Raw genomic sequence first — 19,200 nt, 5'->3', positions numbered from 1 at the left:
TTCTCGCTATACAAATAGAATAAGATGATCGCACCCGTTCCGCATTGAAAAATCTCACATTTCGGAACATTTTATCGGGTACTCTCATCTTATCATATCCGATTCAGTGTGACGAATCAGAGAACCATTCGGTAAACCATTGTTTCCACGTTTTTACGTAATTCTCCTGAATCGCCCACTGTACCATGACGATCGATTCATTCGGAGCAAGATCGATTGTCACGGAGCTTCTCTCCGCTTCAGGAAGCCGATGCGCCACGAGCTGCAGTTGGTCGTCCGTGACGATAAGCGCGACGTCTCCGTCCTGTGAGGTATAAGCATCGACCGCATCGGGTTCAATACGCTCCACCTCGTCCCAGTCGATCGCAAGCGGCTTGTCTTTGACCACCTTCGTATTCGTCAGCGAGACGTCGACCGACTGCCATTGACGTATTTGCGCCACGTCGTAGACGCCTGATGTTTTGAACGCCTGTTTGGCCACCCAAGCGTTGTTTTCCCGGACGACTGCCCATCTCTCGACCTGAGCGACAAGGTCCTGGGTTTCGAGCGCCTCGCCCAGCGAAACGTTCCCCGCAGTCAACGCATCGGGATTGGCCGCCCGGTTGGCCAGCGCCAGCGTCGGAAGCTGATTGACCACAACTTCGCTCTGCTCGACCTTCGCTCCCTTGACGTCGATGTTGGTCGTCTGCAAAATCGAAACGTACTTATCTCCCGCATAGAGCAGCTTTTCCGTTCTTCTCAGCTGCGCGGCGTCCGCTTCATTGACCTTGGACTTCTTGCCCTTCAAGTAGGCGACGAGCCGCTGATCTCCTTTGCCCAGCGAATCTTCCGCCGCTTCGATCTGATAGAAATTTTGCCCGTAAGGCATCCAAATGCCTTCTCCGCTGCCGATCTCTATCAGCCGATCGTTCTCGGGTGCGACGACGACCGTCCGATAGCTGCTTCGCCTGTTATCCTCGTCCTTGCGCAGCCCGATGACAACCGCGGAATGAGGCGTCTTGTTCGTTTCGTCCTCATCCTCAACAACCGAGGAAGCCGAAGCCTGCCCAGTCGGAACGGCGAGCTTCTGACTCTTCTCCGCGCCGTCAAAGCTTCTCCAGCTCCATAACGCGCCGATTACGATCGCAATGAAGAGAAACGAAGCGCTAATGACGCTTAATCTGAGGAAGGAAGGCCGCTTCGCCCCCCGCCTCGGGTTGTCCAAATTATCGTTGATTTTCCTCCGCAGATTCTCATCGAACCCGCTTCGGGAAAACGGACCGCTGCTTAGCTGTTCGAATAAATCTTTATCGTCCATTGCGGTTCGCCTCCTTCATTTTGGCCAGCTTCTGACGGGCGTGGAACATTCGCGATTTGACGGTTCCCTCCGTCACGTCCAATATTTGCGCGATCTCCTTCAAGGACATCTGATGATGAGCGTATAGTATGATAACCTCCCTGTACTTCTTGGGCAATTCGAGCACCATGGCCCACATGTCGCTAACGGCCGATTTCTCCATGACGTCCTGCTCCACGGAATGCCGCTGCCCGTAATCCTCGACGAAGTCCGACAGCGTCACCTTGCGGAAAAAAGCCGATCTCTGAAAGTCGATCGCAGTGTTGCGGGTAATGGTCAACAACCAGGTTTTGACAGAAGCGTCACGACGAAAAGCATGCATATTGCGAAAAACTTTAATAAACACTTCCTGCGTAATGTCGTCGGCGAGATCCCACTTGCGGGTTATGCTGTAAGCGTAATTCCAAACCTCCTTGCCGTAGGCGGTCATCAGTTCGTTCAGCAACCCCTTGTTATCGTCGCTTTCAACCATATATTTAAGGAAATCGAAATTGCGTTCAGACTCCAATCTTGCCACCTCTAATCCGTTAGACGATTCATAAGCTCACCAGGTTCAATGCTAACATATTTTTTGATGAATTTCCTTCTCTTGAGGAAAAGAAGACGGCGGGAAGCTCCTCCTGCTCGGAAGCTCTTCCCGCCGTTCATTTTCGGTTATATGATCAAGCTTTGAATTGTTCGCGCAGCGACAGGCTAAGATTGTTAAGCTTCGCAACTTCCCGATCGACTTGACGAGCGGATTCCGTCTGTTCGCCGCTCATGCCCCTCAGCGACTCCATGGCCGCCATTTCTTCTTCGATAACGGCGGAGATGCGAGTCATTTCGCCGCTTACGTTCCCTGCCTCCTGCCTAATATTGGTCATCATTCGGTTCAAATTCAAAATAAACTCGAGTACCTCGCGCAGGCGCTGCCGCAATTGCTGGAACTCGGCCGCGAACGTCTCCATGTTGACGGCGGTTTGCCGGATCGCTTCCTGTCCTCGTTCGACTTGGCCCACGCTCGTCTCGCTTTCTTGCCGAATGGTCGCAATCATCGACTGAATATCGTCCGCGGCGCCGCGGCTTTGATCCGCCAGTTTGCGAATTTCGCCAGCCACAACGGCGAAGCCTTTACCTTGCTCTCCCGCTCTTGCCGCTTCGATCGATGCGTTCAAAGCGATCAGGTTCGTCTGATCGGACACTTCGCGAATTTTATTGACCATGCTCTGAGCTTGAGCCGCCGCCTGCTGCAGATCGTCCATCGACATCACGATGGAAGTAACCGCCTCAACTACGCTCTCGTTCTGCTCGCGAATGGCCAGCACCGACTCGTAATTCGAAGTTACCGCCTGCTCGGTCGCAACGGCGTTAAGCTTCATTTCCTCGAAGGCGAAAAAGGCGCTCTGAACGGAGGCGTTAATCCGCTCCAAATTGCTGTCCATTTGCTCGAGCGATATCAGCTGATCCCGCAGCCCGCCCGTAACTTCGTCAAAAGAATGGCGCATCGTTTCATTAGCACGAACATTAATCTCGGATTTGTCGGACACCGTCTCGGAGGTCGAGCGAATTTGTTCGGACAGCTTCTCGATCTGGTTGATCAGTTGAAACAGGCGCTCCTCCTTGGTTCTCTTCTCCGCCTCCAACTGCGTAGTTATCTTTCTCTTGGACACAATCTGCAGAGACGTCGCACAGGACGTCAAAATTAGAAACAGCGCATGAACGACCAGCATCAGGAACGGGTATGAATCCGTTCCGAACACAAGCTGGGGACTGAGAAAGAAGCCGGCGAGATGTTGAACGGCGAATAGCGTCGTCATTAGAACCATCAACCGTATATCTTCATAATATGCCGCGATCGCAAGCACCATAAAGATGGAGAAATGAAATTCGACTCCGCCGCCGCTGCCGCTAATAATCGCCATACTAGAGAAGGTAAGCGTTAGCGTATTAAGCCAAGGCAGATAGGGATGCTCCCGATTTTGCCGAAAGCAATAGAGAGCGAAAGCCAGCAATCCAAACGGAACAAGCACCAAAATCAACTGCCCCAAAAAAATCGCGGGCGTCATTCCGAAACCGGAGCCATGTCCTCCTGCGTGATGGCGAAAAGGGTCCAACTGTCTCGTGATCGCAAAAACTACCGCGCCGAGCGCGGCTGCCGCGGCGGACAATCGCAGCATCAGGTCGTTTTTTTTATCTTGCATGACTAATTATTCATCCTTTCACCGATACATCCTCAACTCTTATTTATATATTATCGTTCTGAAATTTTTCTGAAAGCAGCGCAAAGAACCCCAGCCTCCGAGAATTACGGAAACTGGGGTTCATTTTCGATTATTCACTTCGACTTACGCGGCTTCGCCACTCAAAATATCTCTCAACTGCTTGCCGGACAGCGTTTCCTCGCTGATCAGATGGTTGAGAAGCAGCTTAAACGATGCATTGCGTCGATCCAGCAGTTCTCTCGTCTTGTCTGTCAAACCGCCGAGAATAGCGGCGTTCTCCGCCGACCACTGTTCCTGCGTCAGCGCCTGCGGGTGAACGATGCCCAGCTCGGACATGCCGGATTCGATCATCGTCCTAACGATCGAAGTCGCTTGATCGAAGTCTCCCTTAGAGCCCGTGCTCCGGCCGCCGTAAAAAATCTCTTCCGCGACGGCGCCGCCAAGCGCGATCATAATTTGTTCCTCAAGCACTGTCTTCGTATAGAGGTAGCTATCCTGGCGGGGATGATGACGCACGTAGCCTAGCGCTTGTCCGCGCGGCGTAAGCGACACCTGCGCAACGCTGTCCGGACGTACTGTCTCGGCGACGATCGCATGGCCCAACTCATGAATCGCCACCCGCTCCCGCTCCTCGCGCGTCGTCTCGCGATCCATCCGTTCGCCCATCATGACCTTGTCGATGGCCTGCGACAGATGCGCCATCGCAATTTGCTCCGCTTCCTCGCGCATGGCATAGATCGCCGCTTCATTCATGACGCTTTCCAGCTGCGCTCCGGAAAATCCGAACGTCTCCTCCGCCACCTTAACGAGCGAGGCATCGCCGGCCAGCGGCTTGTTGCGAGCGTGCAGCTTCAAAATGTGCTCTCTGCCGTTCTTATCCGGCATATCGACCTGAATATGGCGGTCGAAGCGGCCTGGGCGCAGCAGCGCCGGGTCAAGCAGCTCCTTGCGGTTCGTCGCCGCAATCAGCAGCACGCGCACCGTTTCGTCTCCCTGCACGCCGTCCATCTCCGTCAACAGCTGGTTCAACGTCTGATCGTACTCGCGATGCTGGCCTCCGTCTCTTTTGCCGCCGATTCCGTCGATCTCATCGATAAAAATAATGGCGCTGGTGCGCTTCAATTTAACGGCCTGCTGGCGCGCCTCCTTGAATAGATCGCGAATTCGCCCGGCGCCCACGCCGACATACATCTCCACGAACTCGCTCCCGGACGCCGCTATGAATGCGGAGTGCGTGTACTGCGCCGCTGCTTTCGCTAGCAGCGTTTTCCCTGTCCCAGGTGGCCCTGTCAGCAAAATGCCTTTAAGCGGACGAATGCCGAGCTTCTTAATTTTGTCCTTGTAAACAAGAAAATCCAACGCTTCCTGCAGCTCCCGCTTCGGCTGGTCTTGTCCGCCGATATCGTCGAAGGTGAGAAATTCCGGTTTGCGAACGATCGTTTTCTTGCCTCCGGCCGCTCCCATCGCCATTCCGCGCGAACGGCTGAACAAATAAATCGCGCCGAACATGACGAGTCCCATCACCAGTATGGCTGGCGGCAATCCGACATACACTAGAAAAACAAGCGTGACGATCAGCGCTCCGACCGCCATTTCTTTTCCGTAATTTCCGATTTTACGCATTCGGCCACACCCCCAATGTCGCAGGCTGACGCGGAAGCACGACGAATTTCGCTCTGTCTCCGTCCTTTAACGAAACGTAAACGTTGCTCTCGTCGATATCCGTTGTCGCCTCTACGTTTGGAAACTGCTCCGACAGCTTCGTCATCGCTTCGCGGATGCTCGAATATTTGCGATTCTCCATCGCTTCGGCGACATCGAACAAAGAATAGCTCCATGCCTTGTCCAGCAGCTCGCTGCCGGGAGCCGTCACCTGCAGCTCCAGTTGGCGGCTGCCGATCTGCTGAGCCCCGTTCTTCTTAATCGTACGGTACACTTCGCCCAAGTCGGCGTCGGAATCCAGTTCGACGCTGACTTTTACGAGCGTCCCGGTCGTTTCGATATTTGCGGCCTCCACGCCGGGAATCGATGCCGCCGCTCTATCAAGCGGCTTCTCAATGCCGTAATGGCGATAGGCAAACCATCCTCCGAACAATAGAACTGCGGTCAACGCCGCGGTTATCGCTATCGGTACGATTTTCAGCTTATTCATTAGCCGATCCCCTCCATCATTAAACTTGACTGCGCCGTCGGCGACGATCGGGACTGGTCAGTTTTGGTCAAACGAGAAGTACATCACATAGTATATCAGGAAATGATAGACGAATCGTTAGACGATGACTGGGAATCCAACAAAAAAACGCCTTATCGGCGTTTTTTAAAGGTTCGACAATACATAAGTACGAATGAGCGATCCATCCTCGAACGAATAGAAATCGAGAGACTGAAGTCGCTCGTCGCCTTCGTTCCGATAGCGAATTTCCCACGCCGGCTGACCGTTGAACCAAGCGGGCATAATGCGGATCGGCTTGCCGGTATGAGCTGCTGCAAACTTGGCGAGCATCTGCTCCTCGGTTAGGTTTTCGCTCGCTTTTTTCCGTACGATTTCGTTCTCCAGCTCGAATACGGTCCAGCGCTCGCCGCCGGCATCCTCTCCCGTCACGATCCACACATTCCCTTGCCACGTATGGCGCACAGCCTCGAACACGTTGACGAGCTCGCCCTGAGCTTTGCCGATCCGGATTGCCTCGTTTTCCGCGCGGCGATAGTCCGAATCAGCGGAACGTACGTAAAGCACGAAAGAGACGATAAGGAACAGAATAAATCCGCTTATAATGAACAGCCATCTGCCAAGCGTAAAGGAAGGCAGCACCCGCTTGCCTTCGCTTCGGCTCCTATTCATGCGCGCAGCCTCCGGTAGCAGCGCTCTGCTTCGGCCATAATTTTCTCCTCGTCAAGCGTCGTCAGCTGACGGTCGCGAAGCAGCTGCTTCCCGTCAACCCATACGTGCACGACATCCGAGCCTCTGCCCGAGTAGACGAGATGAGATACGAAATCCGTACGAGGCACGAAGTGCGCTTGCGCGATATTGACGGCGATGATGTCCGCCTTGAGACCGACCTTCAGTTGGCCTACAGCGCCTTCCAGACCTAGCGAGCGCGCCCCGTACAACGTCGCCATGCGCAGCGCCTCCACGGCCGGGACGACGGTCGGATCGCCGCTCACGCCTTTATGCAGCAACGCGGCGGTCGTCATCTCCTGGAACAGGTCAAGATTGTTGTTGCTGGCCGCGCCGTCCGTTCCGAGCGATACGGTCACGCCCGCCTTGAGCAGATCGGGCACCCGGGCTACTCCGCTAGCCAGCTTCAGATTGCTGATCGGGTTATGCGATACGGCAACCTTGCGCTCGGCCAGCAAAGCGATTTCTTCATCGTTCAGGTGAACTGCGTGAGCAACGAGAGTCGGCCGGCTGAACATGCCGAGACGATCAAGATGCTCGACCGGACGGCAGCCATAGTCGCGCACGTTCTGCTCCACCTCGGCCAGCGTTTCGGACATGTGCGTGTGCATCGGCAAATCCAGCTCGTGCGCCGCCTCGACGAATTTCAAAATATAATCTGGAGGGCAGGTGTATGGAGCGTGCGGCGAAATCATAACGTTGATCCGTCCGTTCGCCTGGCCGTGCCACTCCCTCGCAAAACGGATCGCGTCCTCCAGCTTTGCCTTCTGCACGTCTTCCGGACAAAGGCCGATTACGCCGCGCGTCAGGCTGGCCCTCAAACCGGACGTCTCTGTCACTTCGGCCACGCGCTGCATATGGTCGTACATATCGACGAACGTCGTCGTGCCGCTCTTGATCATCTCTACTGCGGCCAGCGCCGAGCCCCAGTACACGTCGTCTCCGGTAAATTTGGCCTCGGTCGGCCACATATGATTTTGCAGCCAATCCTGAAGCACGAGATCGTCGGCCATTCCGCGCAACAGCGACATCGCCGCATGTCCGTGGGTGTTAATAAGACCCGGCATAAACAGCAGTCCGCTGCCGTCCAATATCTCGGTCGCCGACTCGCTCTCCCGCTGCGGAACTTCGCCTTCCCCCATAGCTGCGATTTGGCCGTTCTCTACGGCCAGCCATCCTTGAAACACGGAAAATTGTTCATCAATCGTTACGAATGTCCCTTGCTTGATCAGCAGCCGCGTCATTGCTCCGCATCCCCTTCCTCTTGTTCCTCGTTTTGATCGTCCATGTAGTAGGCCAAACTGAGCAGCTCGGCGGTAAAGTCGGCGTTATGGATGCGTACGCCGGGAGCGGCCTTCAGGACGACAGGGGCGAAGTTAAGCAAGCCGCGTATGCCTGCCGAGACGAACCGGTCGGCGACGTTCTGCGCTTCGCCTGCCGGCACGGTAATAATGCCGACCGCAATATCCAGCTTGCGCACCGTCTCAGCCAGCTCCTGCATCGGTTGCACCTGAAGGTGGTTGATTGAAGTTCCCGCCTTGCTCATGTCCGCATCGAATACGGCCACGATTTTCATATTGTCTTTAATATACATATTATAGTTGCACAAAGCTCGCCCCAGGTTACCCGTACCGACCAAAGCGACGTTCATCGTTTTGTCCAATTTCAATATTTGTCGAATCTTCTCGATCAGATAATCGACGTTATAGCCGACGCCTTTACGCCCGAACTCTCCGAAATAGGCCAAGTCCTTGCGGATTTGCGCCGGATTGAGGTCTAGCTTTTCTCCTAAGTCCTGCGAGGATACGGTCTGAATATTGCTGAGGCTCAACTCGTTCAGGTAACGCAAATAGATCGGCAGTCTTCTAACGACGGCTTCGGATATTTTAATCGGCTTCATCGCATGTCCCCTCTCTCTTGCCCCGTGGCGAGCGTGTTAAGTTCGCCGTCTTGCGGCTGCAGCCATTGCCGAATGCGCGAAGTCATGCCGGCCAGCGGCAAATGCTCCATCTTCGGACCCGGCAGCGAGTACAGAAAGTACTTCCCGTAGTTCGTATCGATCACTCTCGTATCGTACAAAATGACGATCCCTTTGTCGCTCGCCGTGCGAACAAGACGTCCGAATCCCTGCTTGAACTTGATGACCGCCTGCGGCAGCGACAGCTTCATGAACGGATTCTGATTCTCGGCTTGCAGCTTCTCCGACTTAGCTTCCGCAACCGGGTGGTTCGGCGGCTGAAACGGCAATCTGACAATCGCGAGGCAGGTGAGCGCGTCGCCCGGCAAATCGATGCCTTCCCAGAAGCTGCTGGTACCGAGCAGTACCGAAGCCGGCCGCTTCATGAACTGCTGCGTCAGCCTCGTTCTGCTGCCATCGTCCACTCCTTGGCCAAGCACCTGAATGCCGGCTTGCTCCAGGCTGTCTTTAAGCGGGCCGTACACATGCCTTAGCATCCGGTAAGAAGTGAACAGAACAAGCATTCTCCCGCCTACCGTCAAGGCGGTCTCGTGCAGCGAAGCGATCAGCGCGCTCACGAAGGCAGCCTCTCCGTCTCTTCCCTTGATGCCCGGGAAATCGCGCGGAATGAGCACAAGCGCCTGTTCACGATAACGGAACGGAGACGGCAGCATCGCCGTTTTGAGTCGCCCGTTTTTCTCCGCATCGCTCAACCCAAGCTGATCGGTCACGTACTTGAAGGATTTGTCGATGGTCAGCGTCGCCGACGTCATGACGACGCTCGCTTTTTTATCGAACATCCCTTCTTTCAGCAGCTCGCTAACGTCCGCAGGAGCCCCGTAGATCCCGACGGAACGATTGCGATACTGCGTATGCCCTTCCGCCCAATAGACGAACTCGGGGCGTCCTAGCGTTACGAACGACTGCGTGTCCGCCCGAATGTTGGATAGGTCTTTTAATACGCCCCCCAGATCTGTGAGCAGGCCCTGCATCCCGAGCTCGTCCGACTCCTCGCGAATATCGACCGTTAACTTCTCAAGCGGACGAATCAGGTCCGACAACAGCTGAATGACGTTGTTGCCGTCCACGCTGAGCCCGTCCCATTGGGTCGGCAAATCGGCCGGCTTGATTCGCATCGTTAAACTGCCGGTTTCATCGGCCGCCGCGTTGGAAGCAAGCATCGCGAACACCGCCTCCATCCAACGCTCCCAAGCATCGCGAATTTCCTGCACTTTGGGAATTAGCAGCTCAAGCTTCTCGGCCCAAGCTCCGGCATAATCCGAAGCCAACCCGGAAACGGCTCCGATCAGTTGCGGCAATAGCCCTGTACGGGCATCCTTCCACATTCGCTGCAGCGGAATGATCAAGGAGGAATACGAGGTTTTCTGGCCCAGATGGCTGCTGGCTACCTCCTCCAGGTGATGCGCCTCGTCTACGATCAGCCGATCGTAGGCCGGGAGCAGGCGATGCTCGGCGCGCATGTCGGTGAACAGCAAGGCATGGTTCGTAATGATTAGATCGGCTTTGCCCGCTTCGTTCCTCGCTCGATGGTAGAAACATCGTTTGAACCAGGGACAAGCACGATTCAAGCACGATGCCGCATCGCTTGCGACGGCCGCCCACTCTTCGCGGCCGCGCCCCCCGACGTTCAACTCCTCGGATTCGCCGCCAGTCGTCTCCCCAAGCCATACGGTCATGCCCGCTCGGGTGACCGCTTCCTCTTTGCCGAGCGCATGCTCGGGAATTTGCTGTCGACTCTCAAATTTTCTCAGACACAAATAGTTGCTTCTGCCTTTGAATACCGCCGCCTTGAAGGGCATTGGCAGCACCTGCTGCAGGAGCGGCAAATCTCTTTCGCGCAGCTGCTCCTGCAACTGGATCGTATGGGTACTGACGACGATTTTTTTGTCCTCTTTCCGCCCATAATAGAGGGCAGGAAGCAAATAACCGAGCGACTTGCCGGTACCGGTTCCGGCTTCGACGAGCAAATGGGCGTCATCCTGGAGCGCCCCATGCACCTCTTGAAACATAATGTCTTGGCCTTCGCGGGATTCGTAACCGGGAAAAATCGTCTGCAAGTTGTTCCGCACCGCTTCCAAATAGCGATCGAAGTCCATGCTTTGCCATTCGAGGGAACCGATAAGCTCATCTTCGCGAGAGGAAGGCTGATCGTCGCTCCAATCGCCGACGTTCATGGCGAACTGACGGAAATGATGAACCCCGTTTTCGGGTAACGGCGGCCGATTCTCCCGCCAAGCAAGGGCGTCGGCAATCAACCACCCGAGGTCGTTCTGGTCGCGATCAAACATCGCTGCCAGCCTTTGCAACGTAAACATCGGCAGCGTTCTCAGCTTGTCGCGACACAGCAGGAACAGCTCGGCGGTAGCGACTGCGTCGCTGTCGGCCTGATGCGGACGTTCGTGAGCGATACCAAGCGCCTGCGTAAGCGCCCCCAAAGAGAACGAGGGCTGCGTCGGAAACGCAATTCTGGCCAGATCGACCGTATCGATCATCCGCCCGGCAAACGGCAAATAGCCGCTCTTATCGAGGGCGGCTTGCAAAAAGTGAGCGTCGAAGCCTACGTTATGTCCAACAAGCACGACATCCTGAAGCATTGGCACGATGTCGCTCAGCATATCCTCCAGTTCCGGCGCGTTCGCTACATCGGCGTCGACAATGCCGGTAAGCCGGGTAATTTCTTGGGGAATAGGTCTGGAAGGCCGCACGAAACTCGCATAGGTGGAACAAACGGTCCCCGCTTCGTCAATAAAAGCGAGTCCCGTCTGGATGATTTCATCTTTATCGGACGACATGCCCGTCGTTTCAAAATCGAGCACGGCAAATTTCATTACAGACTTCCTTTCCGTCACGCCTGCACGAGCGATTGCAGCTCCGCGCTGCCGAATTGCAATTGAATTTCGGTGTTGCCTTGGACGAGCGATTGCAAATTATGCTTCGGATCGGCAAAGCCGGGATCGGCTTCGAGCGACTTGCGAAAATACGTTTGAGCTTGATCGAGGTGGGCGTACACCGCTTGGATGCATCCGAGCGCATTGTAGGCGATCGCCTGAAGCCGTTTCTCCTCGGCAATCGCCGCGATTAGCTGGAAATGGCGCTGAGCTTCGCTCCAGTTTTTTAAATGCATTAGCGACATCGCCAGAAACAGCCTCGCGCACAGAAAATCCGGATAAACGGCAATCGTCTCCTCCAACTGCTCCGAAGAGTGTTTGAACATTTGCAGTTTGAAGTAACCTTGGCCTTTGACGAACGACCCAAGCGTTCGCTGCGGTTCTTGAATTGCAGGCTCGGGCTGCTGCTGCAGCTCGCGGAAGCAGCCCATTTTTTCCTCGAATTGCAGCCATAACTCAATAATATCATCACTTAGCGTTTTGAGCATGTCCCATTGTTGCCCACAGGCGATTTTTTCTTCGGACGAAGCTTGCGGATAACGTAAAATAAGATCGTCGAGCACATCGTTCATCGTTGCGAACCATTGCTGGATCATGTTCGTTCCCCCCCTTAATCGCAAAGTGATACCGTACTGCTCATTCTGCGTTTCGGAGGGGTGTTTCATACGCATTACAAAACGGTCGAATGCGGCTCTTCCGCCAACAATTTGACGACTCGGTTTCCTTCGTCCATAATGGCGACCCGCGGTTTATGACGACGGGCTTCCTCGTCCGAGAACAGCCCATAATTGATAATAATAACCTGATCGCCCGGCTGGACGAGTCTGGCTGCAGCTCCATTGAGACAAATAACGCCGGAGCCGCGCGGGCCCGGAATAACGTAGGTTTCGAACCTTGCGCCATTGTTGTTGTTGACGATTTGCACCTTCTCATCGGGCAATATATCCACAAGCTCCATCAAATCCTGGTCGATCGTAACGCTGCCCACGTAGTTCAAATTGGCTTCAGTTACCGTCGCGCGATGGATTTTGGCTTTCATCATTTGGCGGAACATGTTTCAACACCTGCTTCCATGGGATTTAACAGCCGATTGTCAATTAAGCGGGTGTTTCCAAAACGAACGGCGAGAGCGACCAGCACAAAACCGTCGATGCTTCGCAAAGGAACGTCCGCGTCCGGTGGCAGCAGGTCAGGATACGTCAACGCGTCGGCGTATTCGACGTTCGCCAGCGGCGAGCGCGACATCTCCCGCTTCAGCAGCTCGGATAGCTCCGCTGCGCCGACGCCTTCCGCAATCCACTCCGGCACTTTGGCAAGGGCGAGCGAGAGCGACAGCGCCTGCTCCCTCTCCTGCGCGTTCAAATACACGTTGCGCGAGCTGAGCGCCAATCCGTCTTCTTCCCTTACGATCGGGCAGGGTACGATTTCCGTCGGAATATTCAAATCCTGCGCCATTCGCGTCACGACGGCGACCTGCTGGGCGTCCTTCAAGCCGAAGTACGCACGATCCGGCTGAACGATGTTTAGCAGCTTGGCGACGACCGTCGCCACCCCGTCGAAGTGACCGGGACGGCTTGCGCCGCATAAGCGCTCCGTCACCTCGGATACCGTAACGGTCGTAACCCGGCTTTGCGGATACATCTCCTGCACCGACGGCAGGAATACGAGATCGACGCCGCAGGAAGCGGCAAGGGCGACATCCTTTTCCTCATCGCGCGGATATTTGTCCAAATCCTCGTTTGGTCCGAACTGAATCGGATTAACGAAAATGCTAAGCACGGTGAGACCGTTCTCCTGAGACGAGCGGCGCAGCAAGCTGGCATGACCCTCGTGCAGATAGCCCATCGTCGGCACGAAGCCTACGCTGGCCTCCCCGAGCGGCCTCGAATGACGAAAGGAAGCGATCTCCTTCCTAAGCTCGACAATAGTGCGAACGATTGTCGGTTTCATTTACGCTCTCCTCCGTACAGCTTTCCCATTTCGCTTTGGGCGGGATCGGCCGCCTTTTGCGAAGTAAAGGAGTGTTTCTCTTCCGGGAAAGCTCTCGTTTTCACTTCATTAACGTATTGCGCAATCGCCTCGCGGATCGTATCTCCGACGTTAGCGTAGCTTTTCACCATTTTCTTCTCCCGGATGCCCGAGCCGTAGCGCAGAAGATCGTGAAAGACGAGCACTTGCCCGTCGCAGCCGCGTCCGGCTCCGATTCCGATAGTCGGTATGCCGATCGCCTGCGAGATTTCAGCGGACAACTCTTCGGTCATAAGCTCCAGCACGATGCCGAACGCTCCCGCCTGCTCCAACGCCCTGGCGTCGCTCAGCAGCTTCTCCGCTTCCGCCTCGCTTTTGCCCTGCACTTTATAACCGCCGATTTGGTGGATCGATTGCGGCGTGAGTCCGAGATGGCCGAGTACCGGTATGCCTGCCGAAGTCAGAAGCCGGATTTCGTCCGCCAGCTCCGCCCCGCCTTCCATCTTAACGGCGTGAGCGCCGCCTTCCTGCATCAAACGCGCGGCGTTGCGCAGCGTCGCCTCCGGTCCCAGTCGATAAGTCGCAAACGGCAAATCCGTCACGACCATCGTACCCGGAGCGCCTCTAACGACTGCTCGCGTATGGTAGATCATATCTTCAAGCTTGACGGGAACCGTCGTCTCGTAGCCCAGCACGACGTTGCCAAGCGAATCTCCAACAAGAATCATATCGACTTCCGCTTCTTCGGACAACACTGCCGAGGGGTAATCGTATGCCGTCACTACCGCGATCGGCTTCCCCTGGTTTTTCATCGCCTTTAATTTGGGCACGGTTAACGCTTGTTTCATGGGAGTTCCTCCTAGGAAGTTCAGACGGAGTAACAGCAAAAAAACCCATTTTGCCCATGAGCAAAAAAGGGTTCCCATTCAACATAGAACGTCCTTCACGTCCTTCTGTCTCGGTCCTTTCGGCTCAGAGCAGAATCCGCCGCGAATCTGTGACGGTATAGAGTTACTATCGCTGCTTACATTCCGTTGTATACTTCCATTATTAGCAAGTGCGGTTCGCCGTTCATGCGATACCACCTCGCACAGCGATTATAACAGAACCCGCGTCTTTCGTCTACGACTGTTTTCCCACATTTCGCCAATGATCTAAGTGCCTGAACCTACTTCTGCGGAATAGACGGTGCGCGTAGAGCCGTCCGGCAGCTCGACGCGAAGGCCGCCCATATCGTCCAGTCCGCGAGGCAAACCGACGACGGTTCCTTGGGGCGTGTATAGCTCCGTTTGCTTGCCAAGCGTGACCGAACGCGCCTCCCACAGCGTGCGAATCGGCGCGAAGCCTTGCTCGAGATACAGCTTGTACAGCTGCTCGAACTGCTCCAGCACGGCGGCGATCAGTTCGCTGCGATCTACTGTCGCTCCCGAAGCTATCTTTAGCGAGATCGCTTTGTCCAGCAGCCCTTCGGGATAATCTTCGACATCCAGATTCGCCGAGATGCCAAGACCGACGACGACGTAGCTCAGACGCTCGTCCTCTGCAGCGGATTCGAGCAAAATGCCGCTGATCTTTTTGCCTCCGACGAGCAGATCGTTCGGCCATTTGATCCCGATCTCAAGCATCGGCAGTTGCTGCGCAATCGCCCTGCTCAAGGCGACGGCTGCCAGCAACGTCAGCTGCGGAGCGAGAGGCAGAGGAACAGGCGGCCTCAACAGCAGGCTCATCCAGATCCCTTTGCCGGCGGGAGACACCCAGCTTCTTCCCATGCGTCCTCGCCCGTTCGTCTGCTGCTCGGCGATGACTAGCGTGCCTTCCGGCGCTCCCTGTTCGGCCAGCTTACGCAACTCGTTCTGCGTCGAATCGGTCACGTCGAGCAGCGTCAAACGGCGGCCGAACGAAGTGGTCCGCAACTTCGGCAGCAGCTCCTGAAGCGTCAGACGCGAAGGCTTGGCGGTGAGACGGTAGCCAAGACGTGGAACCGCCTCGATCCGATAGCCTTCCGCCTCCAGCTTGCGAACCTGCTTCCAGACGGCCGTCCGGCTCACGTTCAGCTCCCGGCTGATCTCTTCGCCCGAGACGTATTGGCCTGCCCGCTCCTCAAGAAACCCCAGTAAGCTTATTTTGCTCATTTGCGTCCCTCCCGCTGTAAAGCTCTCATCTCTTTGGCCGCGGACAGAAGAACGAACTTCTCGTTGGGCAGCCGGCCCGAGGCCGTCTCTGCCAGCAAATGGAAAAGCGTCTCAGCGATCCATGGTCCGGGCGACTGTCCCAAATAGCCCGATAGCTCGTCTCCCTTCACGTCCAGCTCTGCTACGGAAGAAATCGTCATCTGATCCAGCCATGATCTTTCCTCGTCCCATGGAGCTTCACAAGCAGCTCGAATATCCAGCGCGTCCTCTGCAGCCGAACGGCCGAAATCGAGCACCGCTCCGATCCATGCCGCTCTCCGCTCGCCCTCTTCACAGCCGCCCAGGCGTTCGAAAATTCCGGCGACCGCCGCGACCCGGGCGGCTCTCTGTCCGCCGAGCCGCAGCGCGCGAAGCAGCGCCGACGCGTCCTCCGCTCCGATATACATGCCTGACAGCAGCGCCGCCCAACGCAAATCCGGGTCCGCCAGCGCAGGCAGGCACAGCAAATTTCCGAGCGTAGCCTCGTCGGTCGCCAGGGCGCCCCAAGGCTCCCATTGCGGAGGAGCGCCGTTTAGCCGATAGCGTTCCGCGGCCTGCGCGAACGCCTCCGGAAGCGGCTCCTTCACGTAAGCGAGCAGTCCGCTTTTGAACAAGTAATGCATCGCCTGTTCCGGTCCCGCTCCGGCCATCATTTTGTCCCATTCCGTCCCGATACGCTCGACGGCGACCTGCTTCAGCCTGTCCCGCTGCTTCACGATGCCCTCCCAGACGTCCGGCAGCAGCTCAAAGCCAAATTCGGCGGCAAATCGAATCGCCCGCACCATGCGAAGCGCATCTTCCCCGAAGCGCTCCTCGGCAGCCCCCACGCAATCGACGACGCCGGCCCGCAGCGCATCCTGTCCGCCATAAGGGTCGATTAGCTCTCCGGCTGAGGAGAAGGCCATTGCGTTAAACGTAAAGTCGCGCCGTGCGAGATCCTCGTTCAACTCGCTGACGAACGCCACCTCATCGGGTCTCCGACCGTCGGAATAACCGGATTCCCGGCGAAACGTCGTTACCTCGAACGAATATCCGCCTTCCATCACCGTCACCGTACCGTGTTTAAGACCGGTCGGCAGCGTCCTTTCAAACAGTTCCGTCACTGCCTCCGGCTTAGCCGAAGTGGCGATGTCGATGTCGTTCAGAGGCCGTTCAAGCCATCTGTCCCTGACGCAGCCGCCGACCAAATAGGCCTGGTGTCCTGCGCTTTCCAGCGCCCGCACTACGGCTAGCCCGGCTTCCCACAGTTGGCTGTCTTGGTCTTCCATACGCATTCCGTTCCTCATTTCCGGTCTTATACTTTGCAGGCAGGCACAGGAACATCCTGCTTGATTCCGAGCACCCGATAATAGATCGCTTCGTATTGCGCCGTAATCAGCTCGTTGCAGAATACATGGTGCGCCCGCTGCAGGCACGCCTCGCGGAAATCCGCGTACAGCTTCTCGTCCGTAAGCAGCTTTAAGGCGTTCGCCGCCATATCGTCCGTGTCCCCGATCGGGGACAGGAACCCGGTGCGGCCATGCTCCACCAGCTCGGGTATCCCTCCGGCCTGCGAGCCGATCGTCGGCACGCCGCAAGCCATCGCTTCGAGAGCGACAAGGCCGAAGCTTTCCTTCTCCGACGGAAGCAGCATCAAATCGGCGATGGAGATAACCTGCGCCACATCGTCCTGCTTACCCAGAAAGTGCACGCGATGGGACAGACCCATCGCTTGAATTTTCGTCTGAATGCGCGGCAGATCCGGCCCTTCTCCAACCAGTACAAGCTTCGCTTTCGTCGTTGCCTGCACTTTGGCGAAGATGTCGACGACGTCGGCCGTGCGTTTCACCGGCCGGAAATTGGAGATGTGCATGAGCACCTTCTCGTCCGGCTCCGCGTATTCTCTGCGCAGATCCCGGCACTCCCGCGGATAATAAATTCTTTTGTCCACGAAATTGTAGGTCAGATCGATCGGCTCTTGAATGTCCAGCAGCTCGCGCGTCTCGCGAATCAGATCGCGGCTGACCGCGGTGACGGCATCGCTCTGACGGATGCCGAGCCGGATAATGTCTTTGAGCGTTTCATCCTGGGCCAGTACGGTAATGTCCGTACCGTGAAGCGTCGTCACGACCTTCAAATCGTCTCCGGCCATCTGTTTGGCCAAAATCGCGCAGATAGCGTGCGGAACCGCATAATGCACGTGAAGCAGGTCGAGCTTCTGCAGCTTGGCTACCTGGTTCATCTTGCTCGCCAGCGACAGATCGTAGGGCGGGTACCGGAACACATAATAATCCGACACTTCGACCTCATGGTAGAAAATGTTGCGATGGAATTTGCCGAGACGAAACGGCATGCTGTGCGTAATAAAGTGAATTTCGTGTCCTTTCTCGGCCAGCAGTTTGCCAAGCTCCGTCGCTACGACGCCGGAGCCCCCGAGAGAAGGATAGCAAGTAATTCCGATTTTGAGCGGTCGATTCATGTCGTTCCTCATGCCTCCCAGTTCGAACGCCAATTAACCGGCAGCGGATTCGGCGAATCCGGCGCTGCCGGTCGTCATTCCTTATTGTATTCCCCGATTCTTCGCTGCTAGAATCGTTCCAGCGCGATCGGTCCTTTGGCGATAAAGCCTTCTGCGTATTGCAGCTTGCGCGGTTGGCCAAGCAGCCTGTCCCGCGCGACGATATTGTCCAAGTAAGCGCCCGTAAGCGGCGTCTCCACCCAGTCCGCTTCGTTGCCTTCAGGCGTAAACTGCGAACGGTAGGCGCGCAAAGCAGCCATCTTCGTCTCTTGAACGTCGCTGATATCGATTAGCAGCTGCGGGGTGTGGGCATCGTTGATGAAGTAAAAATAAAGCTGGTCCACCGTCCAAGCCGGCAGCTCGGGCGCGTACTTGCGCAGCTTGGCATTGAACACCGCCTCCTCCGCCAAACGACTGCAAGCGATGTGATCGGGATGGCGATCGATAATATACGGCGCAAACACGATTCTCGGCCGGTATTTGCGGATGGAGGCAACCATTGCGGCAAGCTGCTCGGAATTTCCCGAGAGACCGCGATCCGGCAGCCCCAGATTATCCCTTGCGGCAAGCCCGAGAATTTGACCGGCCTGCTCCGCCTCGCGTTGGCGCGTCTCGACGTTCCCGTTGGACGACATTTCGGCATAAGTCAAATCGACGATGCCGACGGACCGTCCCGCTTGCGCATGCTTGACAATCGTGCCCCCCATGCCGATCTCCGCGTCGTCCGGATGCGCGGCGAAGACGAGCATGTCCAATGTACCAGGTTGTACGGCATTCATACTCGGTCAGCCTTCCAGTCCCGGTTTGTATTTATGGACAAGCTCGCGCCAAGCGAAATCCCCGCGCTCAAGCGCCTTGATCAGCAGCTCGCCCGTTGCAACGTTGGTCGCCACCGGAATGCCCTGCACGTCGCATAGCCGCAGCAATGCGATAATGTCCGGCTCATGGGGCTGCGCCATCAGCGGATCGCGGAAAAACAAAATCAGATCCATTTTATTCTCGGCGACAAGCGCTCCGATCTGCTGGTCCCCGCCAAGCGGACCGGACATAAACCGATGCACCTTCAAGGAGGTGTTTTCCATAATGCGCGTTCCCGTCGTCCCCGTTGCGTACAATCGATGATCCTTAAGCACGGATTCGTAGGCGATGGCGAAATTCACCATTTCGTCTTTTTTGCGGTCATGCGCGATAAGCGCAATGTCGATCATTGATTTCAGTCTCCTCTCCCTGAGGGGGAATCGCTTTGTTGGCTGTAGTTGCTG

Annotated in this window: 18 protein-coding genes; all 18 read right to left on the bottom strand. The window is 56.1% G+C overall.

The features are described from left to right. Positions 1-103 precede the first annotated feature (103 nt). Entirely contained in the window at positions 104-1,297 is a 1,194-nt protein-coding gene (locus J4772_RS11175) for a hypothetical protein (RefSeq protein WP_209075250.1), read from the bottom strand. Further along, on the bottom strand, positions 1,287-1,853 hold the full coding sequence (locus tag J4772_RS11170) for an RNA polymerase sigma factor (RefSeq protein ID WP_342772522.1): 567 nt from the start codon (positions 1,851-1,853) through the stop codon (positions 1,287-1,289). The genes J4772_RS11175 and J4772_RS11170 overlap by 11 nt, the downstream gene beginning before the upstream one ends. A 145-nt stretch (positions 1,854-1,998) precedes the next feature. Next, positions 1,999-3,516, bottom strand: coding sequence for a methyl-accepting chemotaxis protein (locus J4772_RS11165; protein ID WP_209075249.1), 1,518 nt, complete (start codon positions 3,514-3,516; stop codon positions 1,999-2,001). A 144-nt stretch (positions 3,517-3,660) separates the two neighbouring features. Beyond that, positions 3,661-5,160: an AAA family ATPase gene (locus J4772_RS11160; protein WP_247741072.1), complete on the bottom strand. Its 1,500-nt coding sequence runs from the start codon at positions 5,158-5,160 to the stop codon at positions 3,661-3,663. Beyond that, entirely contained in the window at positions 5,153-5,689 is a 537-nt protein-coding gene (locus J4772_RS11155) for a hypothetical protein (protein WP_116064487.1), read from the bottom strand. The genes J4772_RS11160 and J4772_RS11155 overlap by 8 nt, the downstream gene beginning before the upstream one ends. A 165-nt stretch (positions 5,690-5,854) precedes the next feature. Next, positions 5,855-6,379 (bottom strand): hypothetical protein, encoded by a 525-nt coding sequence (locus J4772_RS11150; RefSeq protein WP_209075248.1) that lies wholly within the window; start codon positions 6,377-6,379, stop codon positions 5,855-5,857. Further along, positions 6,376-7,680 carry an amidohydrolase gene (locus tag J4772_RS11145; RefSeq protein WP_209075247.1) on the bottom strand — a complete coding sequence of 435 codons (1,305 nt, stop codon included), beginning with the start codon at positions 7,678-7,680 and terminating at the stop codon, positions 6,376-6,378. The genes J4772_RS11150 and J4772_RS11145 overlap by 4 nt, the downstream gene beginning before the upstream one ends. Continuing rightward, on the bottom strand, positions 7,677-8,336 hold the full coding sequence (locus tag J4772_RS11140) for a redox-sensing transcriptional repressor Rex (protein ID WP_116064484.1): 660 nt from the start codon (positions 8,334-8,336) through the stop codon (positions 7,677-7,679). Before J4772_RS11140 ends, J4772_RS11145 begins: the two co-directional genes overlap by 4 nt. Next, entirely contained in the window at positions 8,333-11,242 is a 2,910-nt protein-coding gene (gene dinG / locus J4772_RS11135) for an ATP-dependent DNA helicase DinG (protein WP_209075246.1), read from the bottom strand. The genes J4772_RS11140 and dinG overlap by 4 nt, the downstream gene beginning before the upstream one ends. 17 nt (positions 11,243-11,259) lie before the next feature. Then, the gene (locus J4772_RS11130; RefSeq protein ID WP_209075245.1) at positions 11,260-11,898 is read right to left on the bottom strand and encodes a tetratricopeptide repeat protein; all 639 of its coding nucleotides are present in this window, start codon (positions 11,896-11,898) and stop codon (positions 11,260-11,262) included. Positions 11,899-11,972: 74 nt separating this feature from the next. Next, a complete protein-coding gene (gene panD / locus J4772_RS11125) occupies positions 11,973-12,356 on the bottom strand; it encodes an aspartate 1-decarboxylase (RefSeq protein ID WP_116064481.1) in 384 nt (127 codons plus the stop codon). Further along, on the bottom strand, positions 12,341-13,252 hold the full coding sequence (gene panC, locus J4772_RS11120) for a pantoate--beta-alanine ligase (protein WP_209075244.1): 912 nt from the start codon (positions 13,250-13,252) through the stop codon (positions 12,341-12,343). Before panC ends, panD begins: the two co-directional genes overlap by 16 nt. Beyond that, positions 13,249-14,118, bottom strand: a complete 870-nt coding sequence (panB, locus tag J4772_RS11115) for a 3-methyl-2-oxobutanoate hydroxymethyltransferase (protein ID WP_116064479.1) — start codon at positions 14,116-14,118, stop codon at positions 13,249-13,251. The genes panC and panB overlap by 4 nt, the downstream gene beginning before the upstream one ends. A 306-nt stretch (positions 14,119-14,424) precedes the next feature. Further along, positions 14,425-15,402, bottom strand: coding sequence for a biotin--[acetyl-CoA-carboxylase] ligase (locus J4772_RS11110; protein WP_209075243.1), 978 nt, complete (start codon positions 15,400-15,402; stop codon positions 14,425-14,427). Then, positions 15,399-16,715 carry a CCA tRNA nucleotidyltransferase gene (locus tag J4772_RS11105; protein WP_209075242.1) on the bottom strand — a complete coding sequence of 439 codons (1,317 nt, stop codon included), beginning with the start codon at positions 16,713-16,715 and terminating at the stop codon, positions 15,399-15,401. Before J4772_RS11105 ends, J4772_RS11110 begins: the two co-directional genes overlap by 4 nt. A gap of 20 nt (positions 16,716-16,735) precedes the next feature. Then, the gene (gene bshA, locus J4772_RS11100; protein WP_209075241.1) at positions 16,736-17,899 is read right to left on the bottom strand and encodes an N-acetyl-alpha-D-glucosaminyl L-malate synthase BshA; all 1,164 of its coding nucleotides are present in this window, start codon (positions 17,897-17,899) and stop codon (positions 16,736-16,738) included. A gap of 107 nt (positions 17,900-18,006) precedes the next feature. Then, positions 18,007-18,717: a bacillithiol biosynthesis deacetylase BshB1 gene (gene bshB1, locus J4772_RS11095; protein ID WP_209075240.1), complete on the bottom strand. Its 711-nt coding sequence runs from the start codon at positions 18,715-18,717 to the stop codon at positions 18,007-18,009. A gap of 6 nt (positions 18,718-18,723) precedes the next feature. Continuing rightward, positions 18,724-19,146, bottom strand: coding sequence for a methylglyoxal synthase (locus J4772_RS11090; protein WP_116064474.1), 423 nt, complete (start codon positions 19,144-19,146; stop codon positions 18,724-18,726). Positions 19,147-19,200: the final 54 nt, after the last annotated feature.

Origin of the sequence: Cohnella sp. LGH, assembly GCF_017671885.1 — a bacterium.
Classification (GTDB): Bacteria; Bacillota; Bacilli; order Paenibacillales; family Paenibacillaceae; genus Cohnella; species Cohnella phaseoli.
Note: the sequence above shows the minus strand (reverse complement) of the source record. Positions and strands in the feature narration are given on the sequence as shown.